This window comes from Pseudomonas sp. CAU 1711 (genome assembly GCF_039888625.1).
Lineage (GTDB): Bacteria > Pseudomonadota > Gammaproteobacteria > Pseudomonadales > Pseudomonadaceae > Aquipseudomonas.
Genome location: NZ_JBDQQT010000002.1, coordinates 116331 through 141576 on the forward strand (window position 1 = coordinate 116331; position 25246 = coordinate 141576).

Here is a 25246-nt window from a genome sequence, read left to right on the forward strand (position 1 = left end):
CAGCCCCCATGCCGCTCAGCACGTCCCGCAAGGCCCAGATCGTCCTCCTGCTGCTCCTGGCCGTCCTCCTGCTGGGCGGTTTCCTCGCCACCAGCCTGGTCAGCTACTACGCCTCGCGCGACAGCATCCGCGCGCAGATAGTCAACACCGAGCTGCCGCTGACCTCCGACAACATCTATTCGGAGATCCAGAAGGACCTGATTCGCCCGACCCAGATCGCCTCGATGATGTCGCGCGACACCTTCCTGCGCGACTGGGCGCTGGCCGGCGAGACCGACAGCGAGCCGATGATCCGCTACCTGCGCGAGATCCGGGAACACTACGGCACCTTCACCAGCTTCTTCATCTCCGAGCGCAGCCGCACCTACTACCAGGCCAAGGGCGTGCTCAAGCAGATCAGCGAAAGCGAGCCACGCGACGCCTGGTACTTCCGCGTGCGCGGCATGACCGAACCCTACGAGATCAACGTCGACCCGGACATGGCCAACGACGATCGCCTGACCTTCTTCATCAACTTCAAGGTGTCCGACTACCAGGGCGAGTTCATCGGCGTGACCGGTGTCGGCCTGACGGTGGATGCCGTGGTCAAGCTGGTGGACGACTACCAGAGGCGCTACGACCGCAACATCTACTTCACCGACCGCCACGGCCGCCTGGTGCTGACCGGCGCCGAAGGCGGCCCGCAGGGCGCCCGCCGCGGCCAGGCACTGAGCGAGATCCCCGCCCTGGCGCCCCTGCAGGCCAAGCTGCCACAGCCCAAGAGCGGCGACTTCAGCTACGAGGAGCAGGACCGCGGCCACTTCCTCAATGTGCGCTACATCCCCGAACTGGACTGGTACCTGTTCGTCGACAAGCACGAGGAAGGCGCCCTCGCCGGCATCCGCCACAGCCTCCAGCTCAACCTGCTGATCTGCGCCCTGATCAGCGCCCTGGTGCTGTTCCTGGTCTACCTGGCCACCCGCCGTTACCAGCAGCATATCGTCGCCCTGGCCACCACGGACGCCCTCACCGGCCTGCCCAACCGGCGCGGTTTCGACCTGCTGGCCAACCAGGCCCTGCAGGAGGCGCAGCGCGCGCAGAGCCCGCTGAGCGCCCTGATGATCGACCTGGATCACTTCAAGCGGCTCAACGACACCCATGGCCACCTGGCCGGCGACCAGGTGCTGCACGGCTTCGCCGAGCAGCTGCAGGGCAGGCTACGGCAGTCCGACATCATCTGCCGCTGGGGCGGCGAGGAATTCATCCTGCTGCTCAAGGACACCGACCTCGCCACCGCGCGGCAGCTGGCGGAGAAGATTCGCCAACAGATCGAGCAGGCCGTCTTCGCCTTCAGCGGCGCCGAGCTGCGCATCACCTGCAGCATCGGCCTGGCCGAGCGACATGGCGAGGACAGCCTGGAGCGCCTGATCGCCCGCGCCGACCGCGCCCTGTACCGGGCCAAGCAGTCCGGACGCAATCGCAGCTGCGAAGAGAGCCTCGCATGAACCCGGCGCAGCGTTGCCCGGGCTGCGGCCGGGCCAACGGCTGCGCCCAGGCCGGCCGGGACACAGCGGTGCAGGACTGCTGGTGCTTCCATGTCCCGCTGCCGCCCGCCGCCCTGGACGAGCAGCCCGAGGCCCGGCGCAACGCGGCCTGCCTCTGCCCCGACTGCCTGCGCGCCCTGGGCGCAAGGGCCAGGCCCGCCTGAGCCATGCGCCTCGACCGTTTCCTCAGCAACCTGCCGCGCTTCAGCCGCGCCGACGCCCGCCTGCTGCTGGCCGCCGGGCGCCTGCGCGTGGACGGGGCGACGGTGCGCGACGGCCGCTTCGAGGTGCGCGAGTTCAGCCGCATCGAACTGGACGACGAACTGCTGCAGGCCGGCAAGCCGGCGCGCTACTTCATGCTGCACAAACCGGCCGGGGTGGTCAGCGCCACCGCCCACCCCGAGCACCGCACCGTGCTCGACCTGCTCGACGAGCCGGACAAGCACGAACTGCACATCGGCGGACGCCTGGACCTGAACAGCACCGGGCTGCTGCTGGTCACCAACGACGGCCTCTGGTCGCGCCGCCTGACCGAGCCGCGCAGCCGCCAGGGCAAGGTCTACCGGGTGACCACCGAGCAGCCGATCGGCGCGGAATACGTCGAGGTCTTCGCCCGCGGTATGTACTTCGCCTACGAGGACCTCACCACCCTGCCCGCCGAGTTGCGCATACTCGATGCGCACAACGCCCTGCTGACCCTGCACGAGGGCCGCTATCATCAGGTCAAGCGCATGTTCGGCCACTTCCGCAACCGGGTGATCGGCCTGCACCGCGAGCGCATGGGCCCGCTGCGCCTCGACCCAGAGCTCGCTCCGGGGCAGTACCGCGCCCTGCATGCCGAGGAAATAGCTGCGGTCTGACACCGACCGACGGCAGAAGCATTTTTCATCGATATGACTTGCATCGGTAACACCGGGCTGCTTGAATCAACCCCAACGGTCCGTTAGTGACCGATTAGTCACGCAAGACATCTAACAAGCCTTTTCCGCCGCCACACGGGCCTGCCAAGCGAATCTTCGGTGCCCGGACGGAAAGCGCCCCGCCGCCAATAACAAACTCGGCCCGCCGTCAGAGCCGACCCGGCCCCGCTTACCAGGCCCATGCCTACCTGCCCTGAAGCCTGCGCAGCTTCGGTGTACCGCTGCGCGTTCGAAACGCCGATGTCGGGGGCATCATCATGAAAGCAGAAACCGCCGTGCTGGATATCCAGGGGCAACACAGGGTTTATACGGAGTTCTACCGCAGCGAGGCCGCCAGGGGCACCATCGTCCTGGTCAATGGCTCGTTGTCGACCACGGCATCCTTCGCACAGACGGTTCGCTACCTGCATCCACACTTCAATGTGGTGCTGTTCGACCTGCCCTATGCCGGCCAGTCGCGCCCACACAACAGCCACGAGCGCTTCCTCAGCCGCGAGGAGGAAGCCGACATCCTGCTCGCCCTGATCGAGCACTTCGCCTGCGACCATGTGCTGTCCTTCTCCTGGGGCGGCATCGCCACCCTGCAGGCCCTGGCCCGGCGCCCGGCACGCATCAAGCGCGCGGTGATCAACTCCTTCTCGCCCATCGTCAACCAGGCCATGCTCGGCTACCTGCGCAGCGGCCTGATCGTGATGCGCGAGTACGACCGCGAGAGCATCGGCATGGTGCTTAACGGCACCATCGGCAAGCACCTGCCCTCGCTGTTCAAGCGCTACAACCACCGCCATGTCAGCGGCCTGGAACGCTACGAATACGATCAGATGAGTTTCCATGTGCAGACCGTGTTGAACAACGGCGGCCGCTCCTGCGTCAGCTTCGCCGGAAAGATCGAGATTCCCCTGCTGTTCGTCAACGGCGAATGGGACGAGTACACCACCGCACAGGACGCCCGCCTGTTCACCCAGCATGTGCGTCACTGCGAGTTCCGCACCATCGCCCAGGCCGGCCACTTTCTCGACATGGAGCACAAGGGCGCCTGGCTGCAGACCCGCGACGCCCTGCTCGGCTTCCTGCTGCCCACGCCTGCAGCACTGCCGCAGCAACGCGAGCGGGAAGCCGCCCTGGCCGGCTGAGCGCCGGCCCGCTTCACCCACGCGCCCGATTCTGGTAAAAAGTCGCCCTGCGCGGGTGTCGTATAATGGCTATTACCTGGGCTTCCCAAGCCCATGACGTGGGTTCGATTCCCATCACCCGCTCCAATTCAGAATTGTTAAAGCCCTGTTTTTACAGGGCTTTTTCATTTATGCCGATTGATGCTGTCGAAAGCGAGGCGCGACCAGCTCAGCGAGAGACCGCCTGGATGACGCGCTTCGGGTCGTTCGGCAGGGCCTTCACCCTCGCTACTGGCCACCGATACGCCTGGACAGCGCCGAGCCACGCCCCAGCAGGAACTGCCGCAGTAGCCGGGGATAGTCGGCATGCACCGCCGAGCATACCGACGGACGCTCCGCCAATGCCGCGCGCCAGGCGCTCAGCTTCGGCAGGCCGGTGAAGAACGAGAGGTCGCCCAGCGTCTCGAACTGGTCGAAATAGCGGAACGCAGGGGCGAAGGCCGCATCGACGATGCCGAAGCGCTCGCCGGCGAAGAACGGGCCATCGGCAAGCACTTCCTCGAGTTGCTCGAAGCGACTGCGGATGTCCCGAGCCCTGGCTGTCAGCTCGCTCTCCCCCGGCGCGTTGTAGAAGGCCCCGATGGCGTTCAGCAGCGCCGAGCCGAACTCGATCCAGGCGCGATGGCGTGCGCGTTCGAGCGCTGCCTCGGGGTGCAGTCGCGGTGCGAGGCTGTCATCGAGGTACTCGCAGATCACGGCCGATTCGAACAGCGCCGTGCCGTCGACCAGCAGAACCGGAGTCTTGGCCAGCGGCGACAACCTGAGAAACCAGTCCGGCTTGTCGCCCAGGTCGATATCGCGACGCTCGAAGGACACGGCTTTCTCGGCGAGGACTATCGCGGCCCGCTGCACATAGGGGCAGAGTGCATGGCTGACGAGTATGAAGTTCGCTTTCATCGCGACGCCCTCCACTCAGGCGTGGCCCGGAACGAAGCGCCGGCTGCGCCGCAATGCCAGCGCGCCGTCGCCGATCAGCCATTGCGCCAGGGATGCCATGACCAGGAAGACGGGGTACTCCCAACCGCCGCCCTCGCTCGTGTGCGTCCAGCCATTGGGCAGATGGACCCAGGCCGCCACGAGCATGATCGGCACTAGCGCCAAGGCGGCCTGGCGGGCATAGACCCCCAGCACCAGGGCAACCCCTCCGAGCAGCTCGGCCACGAACACCGGGTAGGCCAGGATGCCCGGCAAGCCGACGCTCTCGAAGAACTGGGCGGTGCCAGGCAGGGTGAAGACGAACCACTTGAGCAGGGCATGGGCTATCCACATGACACCCAGTGCCACTCGCAGCACCAAGCTGCCATAGGCCTGGGCGCTGTCATGCGTATAAGTCGATCGGTTCATGGTGGCTCCCTTGCATGGGTTGGTGAAGGAACTCCATCAGGATATGGTTGCGAAATCACTACAAAAATAGCGCAATCACAAACATCTGTTGCGAGAATGCAATGAACAGAAATGCGGACGATAACTTCCGGCTCAGCGCTTCGGACCTGGAGACCATCCTGACGCTGGTACGCACCGGCACACTGGCCCTGGCCGGCGAGCGGCTGGGGGTGGACGGTTCCACAGTGTTCCGCAGCCTCCAGCGCATCGAGAGGGGCCTGGAGCAGGGTTTGTTCGAACGTTCCCGCAGCGGCTACCGCCCGACGGAGCTCGCGCTGGCGCTGGCCGAGCATGCCGAGCAGGTCGAGGTGCAGGTCGAGTCGGCTCGCTCCATCGCCCAATTGGCTCCCGAGCAGGTGGCCGGCAGCGTGCGCCTCACGACCACGGACACCATCCTGCATGGGCTCGTCGCTCCCGCGCTGAGACTGCTGGAAGCTAAGCACCCGCTGCTCACCTATGAGCTGCATACTGGCAACGAGATCGCCAGCCTGACACGCCGGGACGCGGATATCGCCGTGCGTGCGACCCGGCAGCCGCCGGAGCATCTGGTGGGCAAGCACATCGGCCCCATCCAGGTCGCGCTGTTCGCCTCGAGGCACAATGGCGGGGCAGTACGCCGCTACGTGGATGTCGAAGCGGGAAGGGCCCGCTGGATAGCGCCCGATGACGCACTGCCCGAGCATCCCTCGGTGCTCTGGCGCAAGCGGCACTTCCCGAAAGTCGCCCCACACTACAAGGTCAACAGCATCCTCACGGTCATGGAGCTGGTCGCCCTCGGCATGGGGGTAGGCATTCTGCCGATGTTCCTGACCCGAGGGCGTTCCGACCTGGTGCAGCTGACCGAAGTCATAGACGAGTGCCAGACCGAACTCTGGCTGCTGACTCACCGCGAGTCCCGCCACCTGCGGCGCGTCTCCACCGTCTTCAAGCATCTGTCGTCGACCTTGAAGCTCTGACGGGCTGTCGCCGCTGTCCGCCGCCCTGCTCACCCCTTCCGAGCCTGCCCAGGGGCCTCGACCGGGGCGCATGTAAGCCAAAACCTACAAGCCGCATGGCGAGATGCCATTATGCTTTTGGACGAAAGCAGTCTGTCGACCGCATCACAGTGACTGTATGATTCACCGCACATCACTCTCCCACAGGGGCTACAGGAGCTACGCCGATGAAGGAACAACGGCAGTTTCTCGCACTGCGTGCGCACATCGATCGATTACTCAAGGAAGGTGCCGAGATCGTCAATCGCAGCCCCTTCACCATCCGCGTCCAGGGCCGCCAGTTCTGGGTACAGCACGGCATGCTGATCGGCCACTCGGCCGCCGCCTGACGCAACCAGCTTCGCGGCCCGCCCATCCGGCGGGCCCGCTTGCTTCTGCAGGCCGTCGCCACGGGCTTGCTCCTGCGGCATGGATCGCGCACTCTTTAACTGTATAAAAAACCAGTTAAACGCCACCCATGCCCGCCCCGCTCGACTCCGACCTCTACTACCTCGACAACTTCCGCACGGCGCTGAGCTGGATCGGCGAGCGCTATCGCGACCTGCTGAACGCCGAGGAACTCGCCTTCCTGCAGTGCTTCGCCGCCTTGCCGCAGCCATCCCAGGCGCTGCTGGTGCGCCTGGTCATGCGCAAGGGCCCGCACTTTCGCGCGAGCAAGCTGAGCTATGCGGAGATCGGCGACATCCGGGCAGCGGCCGAGCCGCTGCTGGCGCTGGGCTGGCTGATCGAGGATGCCGGGCTGCAGCTGGCCGAGCTGTTCGCCCTGCTGCGCAAGGACGAGCTGCTCGCCGCCTTCCCCGAACTCGCCGCGCTGCGCGGCCTGAACAAGGACGAGCAGCTGCAGGCCCTGCTGCCACGCCACCCGCAGACGCAAGCCTTCGCGCACTGGTACCCAGGGCCGGACCGCCTGCTCAGCCTCACCCTCGGCCCGCTGTGCGACCGCCTGCGCCTGCTGTTCTTCGGCAATCTGGCGCAGGACTGGTCGGAGTTCGTCCTCGCCGAACTGGGCATCTACCACTACGAGTCGGTCGAGATCGCTCCCGAGGCGCGTGGCTTTCGCAGCCGCCAGGACCTCGACCGGCATCTGCACCTGCAGCGGTGCCGCGAGCGCTTCGAGGCCGGTCTGCCTGTTGCCGAGGTGCTGGCCGAGCTGGGCGAGTTCGCCGCCGACAACCCGCACCTGAACCGCCGTCACGCCAGGCTGCTGTTCCATCTGGGCCAGCAGCTGGAGCGCGAGGGCCAGCTGGCCGAGGCCGCCGCACTCTATGCCACCAGCCGGCATGGCGAGGCGCGCCAGCGGCGGATACGGGTGCTGGAGAAGCTCGGCGAACATCATCGGGCCCATGCGCTGGCACTGGAGGCGCTGGCCGCGCCGTGCAGCGCCGCCGAGGCCCAGGCCGTGGAGCGCGCCCTGCCGCGCCTGCAGCGCCACCTGGGCCTGGCGCAGGCGCCGCGGCGGGCGCCGGCCGAGGCCGGGCTGATCGAACTGGAGCTGCCACAACCACAGGAACTGAGCGTGGAATGGGCGGTGCGGCAGCACCTGCATGAGGAACAGGCACCGGCCTTCTATGTGGAAAACACCCTGGTCTGCGGACTGTTCGGCCTGCTGTGCTGGGAGGCGATCTTCGCCCCGCTGCCCGGCGCCTTCTTCCACCCCTTCCAGGCCGGCCCGGCGGACCTGTTCGACGATGACTTCCGCGACCGCCGCGCCGCACTGTTCGCCCGCTGCCTGGCACGCCTGGACGACGGCAGCCACGCCGAGGCGATCCGCGCCACCTACGCGGCCAAGCACGGCATCCTGTCGCCCTTCGTGCACTGGCAGGTACTGACCCCCGAGCTGCTGGAAACCGCCCTGCACTGCCTGCCGCCGGCGCACCTGCGCGCCTGGTTCGAGCGCCTGCTCGGCGATGTCCGTGGCAACCGCGCCGGCATGCCCGACCTGATCCAGTTCTGGCCCGCCGATCGGCGCTACCGGATGATCGAGGTCAAGGGCCCCGGCGACCGCCTGCAGGACAACCAGAAGCGCTGGCTGGCCTTCTGTGCCGAGCACGGCATGCCGGTGGACGTCTGCTACGTGCGCTGGAGCGCGGCATGAGCTACGCGGTGGCCGTGCGCGCGCTGTGCGAGTTCACCGCCAAGCAGGGTGACCTCGACCTGCGCTTCACCCCGGCGCCGACCGCCGCCGAAGGCATGGCCGGGCACGCCACCGTGGTGAGCCGGCGCGGCCCCGGCTATCTCGCCGAGTTGGCGCTGCATGGCGAATATCCGGGGCTGCTGATCAGCGGCCGCGCCGACGGCTACGACCCGGAACAGAATCTGCTGGAGGAGATCAAGACCCACCGTGGCGACGTGGCGCGCATCCCGGACAACCACCGCGCGCTGCACTGGGCCCAGGTCAAGGTCTACGGCTGGCTGCTGTGCGACGCGCAGGGCCTGGCGGAGATCGATCTGGCGCTGGTCTACTTCAACGTCCTCACGCAGAAGGAGAGCGTGCTGCGCGAGCGCTTCGCCGCCGCCGAGCTGCGCGCCTTCTTCGAACTGCAGTGCTCACGCTTCATCGCCTTCGCCGAGCAGGAGAGCGCGCACCGTATCCGTCGCGACCTGGCCCTCGAACGTCTGCGCTTCCCCTACCCGAGCTTTCGCCAGGGTCAGCGCCAGCTGGCCGAGGCGGTGTACCGCGCCGCCCGCGACGGCCGCCACCTGCTGGCCCAGGCCACCACCGGCATCGGCAAGACCCTGGCCACCCTGTTCCCGCAGCTCAAGGCCTTCCCCGCCCAGGGCCTGGACCGCCTGTTCTTCCTCAGCGCCAAGACCCCGGGCCGGCGCCTGGCGCTGGACGCCCTGGCCAGCCTGCATGCGCAGGAACCCGCGATGCCGCTGCGGGTGCTGGAGCACGTGGCCCGCGACAAGGCCTGCGAGCATCCGGACAAGGCCTGCCATGGCGAGTCCTGCCCGCTGGCCAGGGGCTTCTACGACCGTCTGCCGGCCGCCCGCGCCGCCGCCCTGGAGCATCGCTGGCTAGACCAGCAGGCGGTGCGCGAGATCGCCCTGGCGCAGCAGATCTGCCCCTACTACCTGGCTCAGGAGCTGTGCCGCTGGAGCGACGTGGTGGTCGGCGACTACAACTACTACTTCGATATCGGCGCCCTGCTGCACGGCCTGACGCTGCTCAATGAGTGGAAGGTGACGCTGCTGGTCGACGAGGCGCACAACCTGATCGACCGCGCCCGCGGCATGTACAGCGCGGAGCTGGATCAGGCCGAGTTCAACGCCCTGCGCAAGGTCGCCCCGGCCAGGCTCAAGGGCGTGCTGGAGCGGGTCGGCCGACACTGGAACCAGCTGCACCGCGACCAGGAAGTCGCCTACCAGATCCACCCGAGCCTGCCGGACCTGTTCATCCTCGCCCTGCACAAGGCGGTGAGCGCCATCACCGACCATCTCAGCGAGCAGCCCGAGGGCAATCAGGCCGCGCTGCTGCGCTTCTACCTCGACGCCCTGCTGTTCTGCCGTCTGGCCGAGGCCTTCGGCAGTCACTCGCTGTTCGACATCAGCCTGCATCCGGGCCGGGGCCAGCGCAGCCTGTCGACCCTGTGCATCCGCAACCTGCTGCCAGCGCCCTTCCTCGCCGAACGCTTCGCCAACGCCCACAGCTGCACCCTGTTCTCCGCCACCCTGAGCCCCGGCCATTACCACGCCGACCTGCTCGGCCTGCCGCGGGAGGTGCAATGGCTGGAGGTGCAGTCGCCGTTCAGCGCCGAGCAGCTCAGGGTCCAGGCGCTGGCCAATCTCTCCACCCGCTACCGCGATCGCGAGCGCAGCCTGGCACCCATCGCCACCCTGCTGGCCCGCCAGTTCCACGCGCAACCGGGCAACTACCTGGCCTTCTTCGGCAGCTACGCCTATCTGGAACAGGCGCTGGCACGCTTTCGCGCCGAGCATCCGAACATCCCGGTGTGGGCGCAGTCGCGCAGCATGAGCGAGGCCGAGCGCCAGGACTTCCTCGCACGCTTCACCGAGCACTCGCGGGGCATCGGCTTCGCCGTGCTCGGCGGCGCCTTCGGCGAGGGCATCGACCTGCCGGGCAAGCGCCTGATAGGCGCCTTCATCGCCACCCTCGGCCTGCCCCAGGTCAACCCGGTCAACGAGGAGATGAAGGCGCGCCTGCAGCAGATGTTCGGCAACGGCCACGACTACGCCTATCTGTTCCCCGGCCTGCAGAAGGTGGTGCAGGCCGCCGGGCGGGTGATCCGCACGCTCGAGGACCGCGGCGTGGTCTATCTGCTGGACGACCGCTTCACCCGCCCCGAGGTAGGCCGGCTGCTGCCCGGCTGGTGGCATCTGGAAAGTACGCGGCTCTGAGGAAAATCGCGGCGCAGTCAGCCGGCATCGCGTATGACGACCGCTTCCCGTTCGATCAGCCGATAGCAGCCCCGCTCGTCGCGCAGCACCAGGCCGCAGGCACCCAGGCGTCCCGGCACCTGGCGCACGCTCAGCATGGAGATCTGCTCGTTGGCCCGCAGCAGGCGCTCGTGCAGCTCGCGCGAGCGCATGGCGCCGGCGCCCTGCAGCACCTCCATCACTTTCAAGCGCACCAGGCTGGCCTTGAGTCCGGCCTGCTGCAGCAACAGACGCAGCTCCCTGTGTCGCTCGTTGCCCATTTCACTCTCCCTGTGCATGCATCTGTTCTCCCTTATGTAAGACGAACGAGAAACGAAAACCTGTAGTCAGGCTGACATCTTTATGTCTCGCACCCGCCCTATGCTTTGTGCTATTTGTCGTCGGCCTCGGCCATTGCCGACGCGGGGTGCAAGCAGCGCTGCGAGACAAGAGCTGCGCCACCGCCGAGGCCATTGCAAGGGGGGCGGCCATGCCGCCGAACACAGGCAAGCCCGCTGGGGTATGAAATGAACAGGCTTGTGCTGCTGACCGTGGTGCTGGCGCTCTGCGCCGGCTGTTCCGCAACCGCCAAGACGTATGAGAAGAAGGGCCGCAAGGGCCTCAACATCAACTGCTCGGGGCTGACCTCCAGCTGGGAGCAATGCGAGCAGAAGGCCGCCCGTGCCTGCGGCGCCAAGGGCTACAAGGTGCTGGCCAAGGCCGGCGACGACCAGGGCGAGGAGGACGACCCGGCGGACTTCGTGTTCGGCCTCAACCCGGCCGGCTTCTCCAGCCGCAGCCTGGTGGTGCTCTGCCGCTAGCGGCGGCGGTCCAGCAGGTTCACCGCCATGCGGTCCAGCCAACCCCACAGACGCTGATAGAAGCGCTTAAGCAGCGGCCTGGCATGCCAGTCGTGCAGGGTCACCTCGCGACTCTGGGCGAAGTCGTCGAGAAAGGATGCCTCGGCCGCCAGGGTCAGCTGCGGGTCCAGCGCCTCCAGGTTGGCATCCAGATTGAAGCGCAGGTTCCAGTGGTCGAAGTTGCACGAACCGACGCTGACCCAGTCGTCCACCAACACCATCTTCAGATGCAGGAAGCGCGGCTGGTACTCGAAGATGCGCACCCCCGCGCGCAGCAGCTTGGGATAGTAGCGCTGCCCGGCGTAGCGCACCGGCGGGTGGTCGGTGTTGCGCCCGGTGAGCAGCAGGCGCACCTCGGCACCGCGCGCGGCGGCGCGCATCAGCTGGCGGCGCACCTTGCGGCTGGGCAGGAAGTAGGGCGTGGCCAGCCACACCCGGCGCTTGGCATGGCCGATGTTGCGCAGCAGCGACTGGACGATGTCGCGATGCTGGCGCGAGTCGGCGTAGGCCACCCGCCCCATGCCCCGCCCCAGCGGCGGACAGGGTGGCAGGCGGGCCAGGCCCGGCGTCTGCCCCGGCGCCCAGGGGCTGCGCTTCTCGCTGGCCAGCCACTGCGCCTCGAACAGCAGCCCCCAGTGGCTCACCAGCGGCCCCTCGACGCGCACCATCACCTCGTGCCAGTCGCTCTGCTCGGTCTGCGGCCGCCAGAAGGGGTCGCTGGCGCCGGTACCGCCGACATAGGCGCAGGTCTCGTCCACCACCAGGAGCTTGCGGTGGTCGCGGTACAGGTTGCGCAGGCCGCGGCGCCAGCGCAGCGGGTTGTAGAAGCGCAGCTGCACGCCGGCCTCCAGCAGGCGCTCGCGCAGGGCTCGGCCGAAACCCAGGCAGCCGAAATCGTCGAGCAGGCAACTCACCCGCACGCCGCGCCGCGCCGCGCCGCACAGCGCGTCCACCAGCGCCTCGGCGCACTGGCCGTCCTGCGCCAGATAGAGTTCCAGCAGCACGCGCTGCCGCGCCGCCTCGATGTCCGCCAGCATGGCGGGAAAGAAGGCGGGCCCGTCGACCAGCAGCGCGAAGCGGTTGCCCGACCGCCAGGGGAAGATGGCGCCCGTCATCGTGTGGTGAAAATCATCACTGCGCCGACCGGCACCGACAGGCCGATGGAAGACAGCCGGGCCAGCTTGCGCAGCTCGTCGATGCCCGTCTGCAGGCCGAAGTGCTCGGCATGCAGCACCAGCGGCGCCAGGGTCACCACCTGGAAGCGCCGATCGTCCAGGCGGGTGACCAGCAGCTCGGCCATGTAGCCGTGCTTGCGCCCGCGAATCTCCACCTGGATCGGCAGGCGCAGCTCCAGCTGGGCGCCGGGCGCCAGATCGGTGATCGGCACCAGGTAGAGCTGGGCCATGATCAGCGCCTCGGGGAAGCGGGCCACGTCGAACAGCAGGCTACGCAGGCGCTCGTCGCGCAGCGGAATGCCGGTGCTCAGCGACTCCAACTCGACGCGCAGACGCGCCAGCCCCTGGCCGTCGATCCTGCCGTGCAGGGTGCGGAAGCGGTGCACCTCGGAGAAGTTGCCGGCCTTGGTGGTGATGAAGGATAGCCGCGAGGATTCGTTGTCGAGGTACCAGTCGGCCCGCACCGGCAGGGCCAGAAAAGTGACGAGAAGGGCGATGAGGAGTCTGGCCATGGGCTCACTTGGGTTGCGCGTTGCTCGCAACGATAGCGGCCCGCAAGGCCGCTGCCAAACCCCCGTCGCAAGGCCCGCTGGCGCCTCGGCGCCAGCGGGTTATGGCAGGGCGTGCTCGTCGGGCATCAGCACGCAGCCGCTGCGCGCGCCGAGCCACACCGCCATGCGCGTCTCGCCCAGGGCGGATGCGCTGACCCGCTTGTGCGCGTCGTTGTCGCGCAGCTCGCCCAGCGGCAGGTACAGCTCGACGTAGCCGGCGCAGTACTGCGCCGGGTTGCCGGTGACATAGCGACAAGAGCAGTACTCCTTGGCCGAATAGGCCGGCAGGATGCCGGGAAAGGCGGCCAGGTGCACGCGGTTGCTCCAGGCCAGCAATACCAGGGCGGCGAGCAGGGCCAGGCTCACCGAGAGAATGGGACGGCGGCGGATCATGGCTGTTCTCCGTAGGCGGCCAGCACGCGCTTGAGCAACTCGTTGTGGCTGTAGCTGCCGTCGCGGTCGTCGGCGTAGCGCACCACCACCAGCTTCTGCTCGGGCAGCACGTAGAGCCCCTGGCCCCAGTGGCCGAGGGCGGCGAAGGCGCTCTGCGGCACGTCCGGCCAGGGCCGGCGCGCCTCCTCGACCTCGGCGTTGAGCCACCATTGCCCGCCCGGCACGGCGTCGTCCGGTTGCTGCGGATCGGGCCGGTAGTTGGCGAAGGGCGTGCGATTGAACGCCACCCAGCTCTGCGGCAGCAGCTGGCGCTCGCCCCAGCGGCCGTCGCGCTGCATCAGCAGACCGACCCGAGCGAGGTCGCGGGCATTCATGTAGGCGTAGGAGGAGACGACGAAGGTGCCGCTGGCGTCGCGCTCCCACACCGCCGAGTCGATGCCCAGCGGCTCGAACAGCGCGGTCCAGGGATAGTCGGCATAGGCCTGCTCGCCGACCATGGACTTGAGGCTGGCACCCAGCAGGTTGCTGTCGCCGCTGGAGTAGGAGAAGCGCGCGCCCGGCGCCGCGGCAGGCCGGTGGCCGGCGGCGAAGGCGGCCATGTCGCCGCGGCCGTGGGTGTAGAGCATGGCCACCACCGAGGACTTCAGCGGCGCGTATTCGTAGCTCTCCTGCCAGTCCAGGCCCGAAGCCCAGTTGAGCAGGTGGCCCATCTTCAGCGCCGGGTGCTCGGCGAGAGGCGGATAGTGCTTGGCCGCCGCGTCGTCCAGCTTGAAGCGCCCCTCGCCATAGGCCACGCCGAGCACGCTGGCGAACAGGCTCTTGCTGATCGACCAGGCCAGGTGCGGGGTCTGCGCGGTGGTCGGCGCGGCGTAGCGTTCGTGGACTATGACGCCGTCCCTGACCACCAGCAGCGCATCGCTGCGCACGCCGCCGCGGCCGAGGTCGTCGCGCGCGGGAAAGGCGTAGTCGTCCAGCGCCCGCACGGCGGGCGTGGCGGCGGCCGGCTGGCTGTTCCACTCGGGGATCGGCCAGGTCTCGGCGGCCAGGGGGCCGGCCAGCAGCAGACCGGCGGCCAGGAGGGTTCGACGCGGCATCGGGCTCTCTCCCGTGGGTTGAGAGGGGCCGACGCTAGCACGCCGAGGGTGACGAACAACAGCGCGCCGGATCAATCGGGCAGGCGGTAGTCCTGCTGGGTCATCAGGTCCAGGCCGCACTCCAGGTGCTCGATCCAGTCGAGGAAGGCGTCGATCATGGCCTGCCCGACGAAGGGCCGGCCATGCTGCGGCACTATCATGGCCACGTCCATCTCGCGGACCATCTGCGCCCAGAAGCGGCAGGCCCTGTTGCCGGCCATGTAGCGACGATGGAAACCGGCCATGTGCGGAACGTGGCTGGCGAAGTCGCGCACCGGGCTGGCGTCGTCCACCAGGGATGCGCCCATGTCGCCGGAGAACAGGATCCGGCTCAGTGGGTCGTACAGCTGGAAATTGCCCACCGAGTGCAGGAAGTGCGCCGGCACCGCCTTGAGCTGGCACTTGCCCAGGGCGAAGGACTGGCCGCGGTCCGGCAGGGCGACGATGCGATCGTAGGTGTTGATGCCGTGACTGAGGGCCAGGTAGTTGGCGGTCAGGTGCGGCAGGAAGCGCGCCCACAGCTTGGAGCAGATCACCCGCGCGCGGGTGTGCAGCAGCCACTTGTCCAGCGAGGCGATGATGTCCGGGTCCTGGTGCGAGGCGAAGATGTAGGTCAGATCCTGCACCGGGATGTGCTGGGACAGCGCCAGCGACAGCGGGGTGTAGGTCAGGTCGCCGCCCGGGTCGAGCAGCAGGTACTGGTCGTGGTCGACGATGAGGAACTGGTTGGACTGCACGCCTTCGCCGCTGACCAGGTCATCGAACATCAGGCATCGGTGGCTGCCGTTATCGAACAGCACTATGGGCTCGCGGCGCATGGAAACCTCGCAGGAAAAACGCGAGGCGAGCTTAGGGGCGGGTCCGCGGCGGCGTACTGATCTGGATCAAGCGGGGCGCAATGCTGCGCCTGAGCCCCCTCTCCCCCCGGGAGAGGGCTGGGGTGAGGGCAAGCAGCGCGTCGTCTATGGCACCCTCACCCCCGGCCCCTCTCCCAAGGGAGAGGGGGCTGTCCTATCGCGCCAGTGCCGCCCAGGCTTTCTCCAGGCGTTTGGCGCGGGCCGCGCCGGCCACCTCCAGCAGATCGCAGTCACGTGCCCAGAGCGCCGCCCATTCGCCGGGACCGGCGCCGATGGCGGCGTCCAGCGCCGGGCGCAGGGCATGGAACTGGGCGAACAGCCCGGCCAGCTGCAGGTGAGTGACGGGATCGCCGGCATTGTGCCGGGCCACCTCGGCGCAGCCGGCCAGCAGCGCCAGCAGGCGCAGGCGCACCTCCTGCGGCCAGTCGCTGTCGCTGCCCACGCCGAACAGCCAGGCGCTCAGCGCGCTCAGCACATGCAGGTCCTCGATGCTGCGGAAGGGCTTGACGTAGCTGTCCCAGCCATCGCCCGGCAGCAGCTCGCACAGTGCCTCGTCCAGGTGCAGGCGGGCGTGGCCGATGTCCGGCATCAGCGGCAGCGCCGGCAGCGGCTCGATGCGTGCTCCCGGCGTGCCGCTGCGCACCACGCCCATGGCCAGGCGCGGCTCGCCCTGCTCCTCCACACGCGCCGCCACCAGCAGCCAGTCGGCGGCATCGGCGGCGGTGACGAAGTCCTTGCGCCCGGACAGGTGCAGGCCACGCAGGCGGGTGTGCAGGTCCGCCGGACGGGTACTGCGGTTCTCGGTCACGCACAGCGCGCCCAGGCTGAGCGGCGCCGCCGGCCACAGCGCGCGCAGGGCGCCCTGGTAGCCGGCCAGGAAGGCCAGGCCTGGGGTCGCGGCCAGGCGGCCGCCGAGCACGGCCAGGGCGAAGGGCGTGGTGTCGCCGGCGCGCTGCAGCAGCGCGGCATACCAGTCGTCCAGCGCGGTCACCGGCAGGCGGTCGCGGGTTTGCAGCAGGGATTGCCAGGGCATCAGAAAAATCCTCGTCGTCTGTCACGCAAGCATCACCAAAGGTTCACGGAGGTGACACCGGGTCTTCCTAGCCTGAGCTTGCCCAACAACATCGACCGGCCGCAACCCACCGCAGGCCGGCATATGGAGGCTCATCGATGACCCGCATCGCCCGCGACACCACTGCCGAACGCCGCCTGCATGCCGAACGCCTGATCGGCCCGGACGCCCTGCGCGAGGCCCAGGCCCTGCGCTTCGCCGTGTTCAGCAGCGAATTCGATGCCAAGCTGAAAGGCGCAGAGATGGGCCTGGACATGGACGACTTCGACCCGCATTGCCAGCATATCGGCGTGCGTGACCTTAACAGCGGCGCCCTGGTGGCCACCACCCGCCTGCTCGACCACCAGGCCGCCGCCAGCCTCGGCCGCTTCTACAGCGAGGAGGAGTTCAGCCTGCACGGCCTGGCCCACCTGCAGGGGCCGGTGCTGGAGATCGGCCGCACCTGCGTCGACCCGGCCTACCGCAACGGCGGCACCATCGCCGTGCTGTGGAGCGAACTGGCCGAGGTGCTCAACGAGGGTGGCTACCGCTATCTGATGGGCTGCGCCAGCATCCCCATGCAGGACGGCGGCATCCAGGCCCAGGCCATCATGCAGCGCCTGCGCGAACGCCATCTGTGCACCGAACACCTGCGTGCCGAGCCGCGCACCCCGCTGCCGGCCCTGGACATCCCCGGCAACGTGATCGCCGAGATGCCGCCGCTGCTCAAGGCCTATATGCGCCTGGGCGCCAAGGTGTGCGGCGAGCCCTGCTGGGACCCGGACTTCCAGGTGGCCGACGTGTTCATCCTGCTCAAGCGCGACGAGCTGTGCCCGCGCTACGCCCGCCACTTCAAGGCGGCGGTCTGAGCCGATGCGCCTGCACCTGCGTCTGGCACGGCTATGCGCCGTGCTGCTGCTGGGCCTCGTCTTGGCCGGCGGCGTGGCCCTGGCCGAGAGGCTGCGCCGACACGACCTGATGGGCCTGCGCCAGCGCCTGACGCGCTGGTTCCTGGCCCGCCTGAGCGGCGCCCTGCCCTTCGAGGTCGAGGTGCACGGCGAGCTGCCGACGGGGCCGCATCTGTGGCTCGGCAACCACGTGTCCTGGACCGATATCCCGCTGCTCGGCCAGTTGCTGCCGATCTCCTTCCTGTCCAAGGCCGAGGTGCGCACCTGGCCGCTGGCCGGCTGGCTGGCGCACAAGGCCGGCACCCTGTTTATCCGCAGGGGCTCGGGTGACAGCACCCTGCTCGCCCGCCAGCTGCACCGCCATCTGCAGGCCGGTCTCTCGCTGCTGGTGTTTCCCGAAGGCACCACCACCGACGGTCGCCAGCTGCGCACCTTCCACGGCCGCCTGCTGACCAGCGCCATCGAGGCCGGCGTGCCGCTGCAGCCGGTGGCCATCCGTTATCTGCGCAACGGCGAGATCGACCCCATCGCGCCCTTTATCGGCGACGACGACCTGCCCTCGCACCTGCTGCGCCTGCTGCGCAGCGAACGGGCCAGGGTCGAGATCCACCTGCTCGCGCCCATCGCCACGGCGGGCCAGGAGCGCAATGCGCTGGCGCGCCAGGCGCAGCAGGCGGTGCAGCTGGCGCTGTTCGGCGAGCAAGCGCTGCCGCGCCCACGCGCCGCCTGATGCCTCAGTAGGCCAGCGCCTGGCGCCGCGCGTGGTGTGCGGCGAACAGCGCCAGCGCCACGCTGAGCACCCCGCACAGCGCGATCACCAGGGCCATCGGCCTGGCCGTGCCGTCGTGCAGCGCTCCGACCAGGGCCGCGGCGCCGGCCGCCACCGTGAACTGCAACGCGCCGATCAGCGCCGAGGCGCTGCCGGCCTGGGCGCCCTGCCCGGCCATGGCGCAGGCGGTGGCGTTGGGCAGCACGCAGGACAGGCTGGCGGTGCTGACGAACAAGGGAATCAGCAGCGGCCAGAGCTGGGCCGGCTGGGCCATGGCCACCGCCAGCAGGGCCAGGGTCGCCGCGCAGTAGACCCACACGGTGCGCTTGACCCAGTAGTCGGCCCCCTGGTGGCGCAACAGCCAGCCGTTGAACTGGGCGGTGAGGATGAAGCCGGCGGCGTTGGCGCCGAACAGCCAGCCGTAGTGCTCGGCCGGCACGCCGTAGAGGTCGATGAACACGTAGGGCGAGCCGGAGATGTAGGCGAACATGCCGGCCATGGCCACGCCGCCGGTGAGACCGTGGCCGATCAGCAGGCGGTCGCGCAGCAACAGCCCGTAGCGCCCCAGCGCGCCGCGCAGCGGTTGCGGCGGCAGGTCCGCCGCGCGAGTCTCCGGCAACCACAGCAGCACGGCGCCCAGGCACAGGGCACCGAACAGCATCAGGCCGTGGAAGATCGACTGCCATCCGAACAGCTGCAGCAGGATGCCGCCGCCCAGTGGCGCGAGGATCGGCGCCACGCCCATCACCAGCATCAGCTTGGAGAAGGCCTTGGCCGAGGCCAGCGGATCGCACAGGTCGCGCACCACGGCGCGCGAGATGACCATCCCTGAGCAGCCGCCGAGGGCCTGAACGAAGCGCGCCACGATCAGCCATTCGAGACTCTGCGCCAGCGCGCAGGCCAGCGAGGCCAGGGTGAACAGCACCAGCCCGGCCAGCAGCGGCCTGCGTCGGCCGAAGCGGTCTGCCAGAGGCCCGTAGATCAGCTGGCCCAGGGCGGTGCCGGCGAAGTAGGAGGCCAGCGACAGCTGCACGTGCTCGACGTCGGTGGCGAACGCCGCCGCCAGGGTCGGGAAACTCGGCAGGTAGAAGTCGATGGCCATGGGGCCGAAGGCGCTGAGCGTGCCGAGGATCAGCAGGATGCGCAAAGTCATGGGTTCTCCACCACGGGGCGCACCCCGGAAAACGCAGTCAGAGCTCCCTCTCCCGTAAACGGGAGAGGGGTGCATAGCTCTCAAGTTAACGGTTCCTAGCCCTCCCCCTCGGGGGAGAGGGAACACTAGTGCTGCTCGACGGCCGCAGGCTTTTTCTTGCGGCCGAGCTTCTCGCCCAGCGACTCCACCAGCAGGTAGAACATCGGGATCATGAAGGTCGCCAGTACGGTCGCGGCCAACATGCCGCCAAGCACGCCGGTGCCGATCGAATGACGGCTGGCCGAACCAGCGCCGGAGCTGATCACCAATGGCATGACCCCGAGAACGAAGGCCAGGGAGGTCATGACTATCGGGCGGAAACGCAGCCGTGCCGCCTCGTAAGCCGCCTCGAAGATGCTCCGCCCCTCGGCGCGCAGTAGCACGGCGAACTCGACGATGAGGATGGCGTTCTTCGCCGCCAGGCCGATCAGGGTGACCAGGCCGACCTGGAAGTACACATCGTTCTGGATGCCGCGCAACCACACGGCGAGGATGGCGCCAAACACGGCGAAGGGCACCGCGGTGACCACCGCCAGCGGTAGGGTCCAGCGCTCGTACTGAGCGGCGAGGATGAGGAACACCATGATCAGGCCGAAGATGAAGGCGGTGCTGCCCGAACCCTGGGTGGCCTGCTCCTGGTAGGCAGTACCGATCCAGCCGAGGCTGTAGTCGCTGCCGAGCACCTCGTCGGCGACCGCCTGGATCGCCGCCAGGGCCTGACCGGAGCTGTAGCCCGGCGCCGGCCCGCCGAGAATCTTGGCCGCCGGATAGACGTTGAAGCGCGCGTAGGTGTCCGGGCCGAGGATGCGGTTGACCTTGATCAGGCTGGTCAGCGGCACCAGGTCGCCGCCGCTGGCGCGCACATAGACCTGCGACAGGTCCTCCGGTTTGCGGCGGAACTCCGACTCCGACTGCAGGCTGACCTGCCAGGTGCGCCCATACAGGGTGAAGTCGTTGACGTAGTAGCTGCCGAAGGTCGACTGCATGGCGGTGAACACATCGCTGATCGACACGCCCAGGGCGCGCGCCTTGGTACGGTCGAGGTCGATGTAGTACTGCGGCACGTTGGCGCTGAAGGTGCTCTGCACCCCGGCCAGCTCGGGCCGCTGGCGCGCCGCTTCGAGAAAGGCCTGGACCTTGGCGCCGAGCTGTTCGACGCTGCCGCCGCTGCGGTCCTGAATATAGCCCTCGAAGCCGCCGGTGGTGCTCATGCCGGTGATCGGCGGCGGGTTGAAGCTCATCACCACGCCGTCCTTCTCCGACAGGCCCATGCCCATGAACTCACGGGTCAGGTTGCGCGCGTCCAGCTCCGGCGTGGTGCGCTCGGACCAGTCCTTCAGCGGCACGAAGCTCACCCCGGCGTTGGTGCGCTGGCCGAAGGTCAGCACGTCGAAGCCGGCGAAGGTCACCACGTTCTCCACCGCCGGGTGCTGCATCAGCTGCTCGGTGAAGTCGCTGGTCAGCGCATCGGTGCGGTTGACCGAGGCGGCCGGCGGCAGGAAATAGGCGTTGATCACGTAGCCCTGGTCCTCGTCCGGCACCAGCGAGCCGGGCACCCGGTCGAACAGCACGACGATCAGCACGATCATCCCGCCGAACAGCGCCAGGCCGAGCAGCGAGCGCTTGAGGAAGAACACCACACCGGCGCTGTAACCGTCGGTGAAGCGATCAAACACGCGGTTGAACAGACGAAACGGCAGCGCCGGCTCGCCGTGCACGGGTTTGAGCAGCAGGGCACAGAGCGCCGGCGACAGCGTCAGCGCGACGATACTGGAGATCACCACCGACACCGCGATGGTGATCGCGAACTGCTTGTACATCTCGCCGGCCAGACCGCCGAGGAAGCCCACCGGCACGAACACCGCGCACAGCACCAGGCTGGTGGCGATGATCGGCCCGGTCACCTCCTCCATCGCCTGGATGGTTGCCTCCCGTGGGCCGATGCCCTTAGCGGCCATCGAGCGCTCGACGTTCTCGATCACCACGATGGCATCGTCCACCACGATGCCGATCGCCAGCACCATGCCGAACAGGGTCAGCAGGTTGATCGAGAAGCCCAGGGCATACATGCCGGCGAAGGTGCCGATCAGCGACACTGGGATGGCCAGCACCGGGATCAGGGTCGCGCGCCAGTTCTGCAGGAACACGAACACCACCAGCACCACCAGCGCCAGGGCCTCGAAGAAGGTGTGCACCACCTCCTCGATGGATATCTCGACGAACTTGGTGGTGTCGTAGGGAATCTTGTAGGCGATGCCCTCGGGGAAGCGCTCGGCCAGGCGATCCATGGTCGCACGTACCGCCTCGGCGGTGTCCAGGGCGTTGGCGCCGGGCTGCAGGTAGATGCCGAAGGCGGCGTTCTGCTGGCCGTTGAGGCTGGTCACCAGGGAGTAGTCCTGGGCACCCAGTTCGATGCGCGCCACGTCGCCCAGGCGCAGGCTGGCGCCAGTGGCGTCGGAGCGCAGAATGACACTCTCGAACTCCTTAGGGTCCTTGAAGCGGCCCTGGGTGGTCACCGTGTAGGTGAAGTCCTGCGCCGTCTGCAGCGGCTGCTGGCCGAAGCTGCCGGCGGCGAACTGCGAGTTCTGCTCGCGGATGGCGTTGACCACGTCGGTCGGCGTCAGGTCGTACTGCGCCAGCTTGTCCGGCCGCAGCCAAATGCGCATGGAGTAGTTCTTCGAGCCGAACTGGCTGACGTCGCCGACGCCCGGAAGGCGCTTGAGCTCGTCGATGACGTTGATCAGCGCGTAGTTGGAGATGAACACCGGGTCCTTGGAGTCGTCCGGCGAATAGAGGTTGACCACCTGGAGAATGTCCGAGGACTTCTTCTCCACCTTCACCCCCTGCCGACGCACCTCCTCCGGCAGCTTGGCCAGGGCGGCCTGCACCCGGTTGTTGACGTCGATGGTGGCCTGGTCCGGGTCGCGACCCACCTCGAAGTAGATGGACAGGCTCATGCTGCCGCTGCTGGCCGAGTTGGACAGCTGGTAGATCATGCCCTCGACGCCGTTGATCTGCTGTTCCAGCGGCGCCGCCACGGTCTCGGCGATGACCTGGGCGCTGGCGCCCGGGTAGCTGGCAGTGACCGACACCTGCGGCGGCAGGATCTGCGGGTACTGGGCGACGGGCAGCGACTTCATGGCCGCGAGGCCGGCGAGGATGATGACGATGGAGATGACCGCGGCGAACACCGGCCGGTCGATGAAGAATCTGGAGATCACGGGGCGCGCTCCTTACTGCTGGGTCTGAGCGGTCGGTGCGGCGGCGACCACCTTGACCGGTGCGTTCGGCCGCACCTTGGGCAGGCCCTCGACTATCACCCGGTCGCCGGCGGCGATGCCACTATTCACCACCCAGCGGCCCTCGGCGGTGTGCGCGGTGCTCACCGGGCGCGCCCGGGCCATGCCCTGCTCATCCACCACATAGACGAAGGTGCCGTTCGGCCCCTGGGAGATGGCGCGCTCCGGCACGGTCACCGCGTTCGGCTTGCTGATACCCTTGACCACCACGCGCACGAACTGGCCGGGCATCAGCGCCCGGTCCGGATTGGGCAGCACGGCGCGCACGCTGACGGTGCCGGTGCTGCGGTCGATGGTGCTGTCGGTGAAGTCCACCTTGCCCTCCAGCGGGTAGCTGGTGCCGTCGCCGTACTTGATCTCCACGCTCATCTGCTGACCGCTCTCGCGCACCAGGCTGCCGGTCTGCAGGCCGCTGCGCACGTTGGACACCTCGCGGTCGGGCGCGGCGAAGTTGACGTAGATGGGGTCGAGCTGGGTGATCTGGGTCAACAGGCTGGCATCGGGGTTGCCGGCCACCATCAGGCTGCCTTCGGACACCGTCTCCTTGCTGGTGATGCCGGAGATCGGCGCCTTCACCGTGGTGTAGTCGAGGTCGATCTGCTTGGCCTGCACCTCTGCCCTGGCCGCCTCGATATTGGCCTTGCTCTGCTCGAAGTTGGACACCGCGTTGTCCAGCTCGCTCTCGCTGGCGAAGCCCTTGGTTTGCAGCTCGCGGATGCGCTTGAGGTCGCGCTCGGTCTGCCGGTAGCGCGCCTGCTCCTGGGCCAGGGCGCCCTTGGCCCGCGCCAGCGCCGCCTGGTAGGGGCGCGGGTCGATGCGGAACAGCACCTGACCCTGCTTGACCTGACTGCCCTCCTGATAGGTGCGCTCCTGCAGGATGCCGCTGACCTGGGCGCGCACTTGCACCTCGCGATAGCCGGCGGTGCGCGCCGGGTACTCGAACTGCAGCGGCAGCGACTCGACCTTGACCACCTCCACCACCACCTCGGGCGGCGGCATCTGCTGGCCGGACTCGGCCGCCAGAGCCGGGTTGCCGAAGAGCAGGCCAAAGGCCAGCGCCGTCAGCGCGAAGGGACGTGGGCGAAAGGACATGGGTCGTCTCCGTGACATCTGGTATGGGCAATGGCCCGGAAAGGGTGCCATGCTAGTTACATACATTCATGCTTGTAAACCAGACTTCGGCACCAAAATCGTTACACTGCGTTCCCCAGAACAAGAGCCTAGCCCCATTCCCCCCGACCGCCATGCGCCGCACCAAAGAGCAAGCCGAACAGACCCGCACCGCCATCCTCGCCGCGGCGGAGGAACTCTTCCTGAAGAAAGGCGTGGCCCACAGCACCCTGGAACAGATTGCCGGCGCCGCCGGGGTGACCCGCGGCGCCGTGTACTGGCACTTCGAGAACAAGGCGCATCTGTTTCACGAAATGCTCAGCCAGGTGCGCCTGCCGCCGGAGCAGTTGGCCGAGCGCCTGAGCGGCTGCGCCGCCGGCGACCCGCTGCTGTCGCTGCGCGACCTGTGCATCGAGGCCGTCACCAACCTGGCCCGCGACCCGCAGAGACGGCGCATCTTCACCATACTGCTGCACCGCTGCGAGTTCACCGACGAGCTGCGCGAGGCGGAGCAGCGCCGCAGCGCCTTCGTCAACCAGTTCATCGCCCTGGTGGAGAACCTCTTCGCCCGCCCGCAGTGCCGCTCGCGCCTGCGCCCCGGCGTGACTCCGCGTCTGGCAGCTCTGGCCCTGCACGCGCTGATCGTCGGCCTGTTCACCGACTGGACCCGCGATCCGCAGCTGTTCGATCCGCTGAGCGACACCGCCGCGCTGATCGACGCGCAGCTGCGCGGCCTGCTGAGCGAGTGGAATCCGCCGGCTTAACCTCCCCCTCCCCCGCCGCAGGGCGGGTGAGGGAGCAGCTCTAGGCGCCAGCCTCGGCGGCATAGCCCTTGTCGCGAATGGCCTGTAGCAGCTCCTGCAGACTCTGCCGGCTGGCCACCCGCACCTCGCCGGCACCCAGGTCGATCTGTACCTGCGCCGCCGGATCGCCGGCCTGCAGAGCCCGGGTGATGGCGCGCACGCAGTGACTGCAGCTCATGCCGGAAACCTTGAGAACGTGCATGGTGTTTTCCTCTTCGGGTGGTGATTGCTGCCAGTCTCGTGCTTGCCACGATGGCAAGGTCAAGCCGCCGCGACTTGTCGTGGCGCGCGCCCTGGACCAAGCTGCACGAAACGCCCCCGAGGTGATTGCCATGCGCCCGCTGCTCGCTTCGCTCGCCCTGCTCTGCCTGCCGGCCCTGGCCGACGAGTCGGTGCCCGAGCCCGTCACGCCGCCCGCCGCGCTACCGCTGGTGCCCATGCCCCCGCCCATCCCCATCGACTATGGCGTGCTCACCGTGTCGCGCGAGCGCCTGGAAGTCTCCACGCCCTGCGACATCGGCCTGTACCTGCAGGGCAATCTGGCCGCGCGGCTGTACCAGGGCCAGTCGGTCACCCTCAACCTGCCGCCCGGCGAGGTGCGGGTGCGCCTCGGCCAGCTCGGCGGCGAGCACTGCCAGCCGCGTTTCGAGCAGCTGCGCAGCCAGACCCTGCGCATCGACGCCGGCACCGTCAGCAAGTACCGCATCGCCATGGACGCGCTGGGCCTGCAACTGATCCCGGCGCCGCTGAGTTACTGACAGGGCCAAAGGGCGCT

Annotated in this window: 26 protein-coding genes and 1 tRNA gene; 14 read left to right on the top strand and 13 right to left on the bottom strand. The window is 68.2% G+C overall.

From position 1 onward, the window contains the following. Nucleotides 1-8: 8 nt before the first annotated feature. The 5 genes from AAFN46_RS02580 (at nt 9) to AAFN46_RS02600 (ending at nt 3702) form a co-directional block, all read left to right on the top strand. Nucleotides 9-1484, top strand: a complete 1476-nt coding sequence (locus AAFN46_RS02580; protein ID WP_347807129.1) for a diguanylate cyclase — start codon at nt 9-11, stop codon at nt 1482-1484. Further along, nucleotides 1481-1687 (top strand): cysteine-rich CWC family protein, encoded by a 207-nt coding sequence (locus AAFN46_RS02585; RefSeq protein WP_347807130.1) that lies wholly within the window; start codon nt 1481-1483, stop codon nt 1685-1687. The genes AAFN46_RS02580 and AAFN46_RS02585 overlap by 4 nt, the downstream gene beginning before the upstream one ends. A 3-nt stretch (nt 1688-1690) precedes the next feature. Beyond that, a complete protein-coding gene (locus tag AAFN46_RS02590; RefSeq protein ID WP_347807131.1) occupies nt 1691-2383 on the top strand; it encodes a pseudouridine synthase in 693 nt (230 codons plus the stop codon). Between the two features lie 317 nt (nt 2384-2700). Next, on the top strand, nt 2701-3576 hold the full coding sequence (locus tag AAFN46_RS02595; protein WP_347807132.1) for an alpha/beta hydrolase: 876 nt from the start codon (nt 2701-2703) through the stop codon (nt 3574-3576). Between the two features lie 51 nt (nt 3577-3627). Then, nucleotides 3628-3702 (top strand) — tRNA-Gly (locus AAFN46_RS02600). 141 nt (nt 3703-3843) lie between these two features. Here AAFN46_RS02600 and AAFN46_RS02605 read toward each other — a convergent pair. Continuing rightward, on the bottom strand, nt 3844-4512 hold the full coding sequence (locus tag AAFN46_RS02605) for a glutathione S-transferase family protein (protein ID WP_347807133.1): 669 nt from the start codon (nt 4510-4512) through the stop codon (nt 3844-3846). 15 nt (nt 4513-4527) lie between these two features. Then, nucleotides 4528-4959: a DoxX family protein gene (locus tag AAFN46_RS02610; RefSeq protein ID WP_347807134.1), complete on the bottom strand. Its 432-nt coding sequence runs from the start codon at nt 4957-4959 to the stop codon at nt 4528-4530. 101 nt (nt 4960-5060) lie between these two features. Between AAFN46_RS02610 and AAFN46_RS02615 the strand changes: the two genes are divergently transcribed. The 4 genes from AAFN46_RS02615 (at nt 5061) to AAFN46_RS02630 (ending at nt 10352) form a co-directional block, all read left to right on the top strand. Next, nucleotides 5061-5954, top strand: coding sequence for a LysR family transcriptional regulator (locus AAFN46_RS02615; protein WP_347807135.1), 894 nt, complete (start codon nt 5061-5063; stop codon nt 5952-5954). Nucleotides 5955-6160: 206 nt separating this feature from the next. Then, on the top strand, nt 6161-6322 hold the full coding sequence (locus AAFN46_RS02620; protein ID WP_347807136.1) for a hypothetical protein: 162 nt from the start codon (nt 6161-6163) through the stop codon (nt 6320-6322). Nucleotides 6323-6450: 128 nt separating this feature from the next. Beyond that, entirely contained in the window at nt 6451-8088 is a 1638-nt protein-coding gene (locus AAFN46_RS02625; protein ID WP_347807137.1) for a VRR-NUC domain-containing protein, read from the top strand. Next, complete coding sequence (locus tag AAFN46_RS02630; RefSeq protein ID WP_347807138.1) at nt 8085-10352, top strand: ATP-dependent DNA helicase; 2268 nt, start codon at nt 8085-8087, stop codon at nt 10350-10352. Before AAFN46_RS02625 ends, AAFN46_RS02630 begins: the two co-directional genes overlap by 4 nt. A gap of 17 nt (nt 10353-10369) precedes the next feature. On the opposite strand, the gene AAFN46_RS02635 is transcribed toward AAFN46_RS02630, so the two are convergent. Beyond that, nucleotides 10370-10669, bottom strand: coding sequence for a Fur family transcriptional regulator (locus tag AAFN46_RS02635; protein ID WP_347807139.1), 300 nt, complete (start codon nt 10667-10669; stop codon nt 10370-10372). A 228-nt stretch (nt 10670-10897) separates the two neighbouring features. On the opposite strand from AAFN46_RS02635, the gene AAFN46_RS02640 reads away from it, so the two are divergent. Continuing rightward, nucleotides 10898-11191, top strand: coding sequence for a hypothetical protein (locus AAFN46_RS02640; protein ID WP_347807140.1), 294 nt, complete (start codon nt 10898-10900; stop codon nt 11189-11191). Here AAFN46_RS02640 and AAFN46_RS02645 read toward each other — a convergent pair. From AAFN46_RS02645 to AAFN46_RS02670, 6 genes are all read right to left on the bottom strand, one after another. After that, the gene (locus tag AAFN46_RS02645) at nt 11188-12345 is read right to left on the bottom strand and encodes a phosphatidylserine/phosphatidylglycerophosphate/cardiolipin synthase family protein (RefSeq protein ID WP_347807141.1); all 1158 of its coding nucleotides are present in this window, start codon (nt 12343-12345) and stop codon (nt 11188-11190) included. The two genes, AAFN46_RS02640 and AAFN46_RS02645, sit on opposite strands and share 4 nt — an antisense overlap. After that, nucleotides 12342-12917: a YceI family protein gene (locus AAFN46_RS02650; RefSeq protein ID WP_347807142.1), complete on the bottom strand. Its 576-nt coding sequence runs from the start codon at nt 12915-12917 to the stop codon at nt 12342-12344. Before AAFN46_RS02650 ends, AAFN46_RS02645 begins: the two co-directional genes overlap by 4 nt. 99 nt (nt 12918-13016) lie before the next feature. Beyond that, nucleotides 13017-13349 (bottom strand): amidase, encoded by a 333-nt coding sequence (locus AAFN46_RS02655; RefSeq protein WP_347807143.1) that lies wholly within the window; start codon nt 13347-13349, stop codon nt 13017-13019. Beyond that, nucleotides 13346-14443, bottom strand: a complete 1098-nt coding sequence (locus AAFN46_RS02660; RefSeq protein ID WP_347807144.1) for a serine hydrolase — start codon at nt 14441-14443, stop codon at nt 13346-13348. The genes AAFN46_RS02655 and AAFN46_RS02660 overlap by 4 nt, the downstream gene beginning before the upstream one ends. Before the next feature lie 71 nt (nt 14444-14514). Then, on the bottom strand, nt 14515-15300 hold the full coding sequence (locus AAFN46_RS02665; RefSeq protein WP_347807145.1) for an MBL fold metallo-hydrolase: 786 nt from the start codon (nt 15298-15300) through the stop codon (nt 14515-14517). A 193-nt stretch (nt 15301-15493) separates the two neighbouring features. Beyond that, nucleotides 15494-16372, bottom strand: a complete 879-nt coding sequence (locus tag AAFN46_RS02670) for an acyl-CoA dehydrogenase (RefSeq protein WP_347807146.1) — start codon at nt 16370-16372, stop codon at nt 15494-15496. Nucleotides 16373-16509: 137 nt separating this feature from the next. Here AAFN46_RS02670 and olsB point away from each other — a divergent pair, with 137 nt between their 5' ends. Continuing rightward, the gene (olsB, locus tag AAFN46_RS02675; protein ID WP_347807147.1) at nt 16510-17259 is read left to right on the top strand and encodes an L-ornithine N(alpha)-acyltransferase; all 750 of its coding nucleotides are present in this window, start codon (nt 16510-16512) and stop codon (nt 17257-17259) included. Nucleotides 17260-17263: 4 nt separating this feature from the next. Next, a complete protein-coding gene (locus tag AAFN46_RS02680; protein WP_347807148.1) occupies nt 17264-18028 on the top strand; it encodes a lysophospholipid acyltransferase family protein in 765 nt (254 codons plus the stop codon). A gap of 4 nt (nt 18029-18032) precedes the next feature. On the opposite strand, the gene AAFN46_RS02685 is transcribed toward AAFN46_RS02680, so the two are convergent. From AAFN46_RS02685 to AAFN46_RS02695, 3 genes are all read right to left on the bottom strand, one after another. After that, on the bottom strand, nt 18033-19220 hold the full coding sequence (locus AAFN46_RS02685; RefSeq protein ID WP_347807149.1) for a multidrug effflux MFS transporter: 1188 nt from the start codon (nt 19218-19220) through the stop codon (nt 18033-18035). Nucleotides 19221-19345: 125 nt separating this feature from the next. After that, a complete protein-coding gene (locus AAFN46_RS02690; protein WP_347807150.1) occupies nt 19346-22480 on the bottom strand; it encodes an efflux RND transporter permease subunit in 3135 nt (1044 codons plus the stop codon). Nucleotides 22481-22492: 12 nt separating this feature from the next. Next, a complete protein-coding gene (locus AAFN46_RS02695) occupies nt 22493-23650 on the bottom strand; it encodes an efflux RND transporter periplasmic adaptor subunit (RefSeq protein ID WP_347807151.1) in 1158 nt (385 codons plus the stop codon). 152 nt (nt 23651-23802) lie between these two features. Between AAFN46_RS02695 and AAFN46_RS02700 the strand changes: the two genes are divergently transcribed. Next, entirely contained in the window at nt 23803-24432 is a 630-nt protein-coding gene (locus AAFN46_RS02700; RefSeq protein ID WP_347807152.1) for a TetR family transcriptional regulator, read from the top strand. Nucleotides 24433-24472: 40 nt separating this feature from the next. On the opposite strand, the gene AAFN46_RS02705 is transcribed toward AAFN46_RS02700, so the two are convergent. Next, nucleotides 24473-24673 (bottom strand): heavy-metal-associated domain-containing protein, encoded by a 201-nt coding sequence (locus AAFN46_RS02705; protein WP_347807153.1) that lies wholly within the window; start codon nt 24671-24673, stop codon nt 24473-24475. A gap of 130 nt (nt 24674-24803) precedes the next feature. On the opposite strand from AAFN46_RS02705, the gene AAFN46_RS02710 reads away from it, so the two are divergent. Then, entirely contained in the window at nt 24804-25229 is a 426-nt protein-coding gene (locus AAFN46_RS02710; RefSeq protein ID WP_347807154.1) for a hypothetical protein, read from the top strand. The last annotated feature ends 17 nt before the right edge of the window (nt 25230-25246 follow it).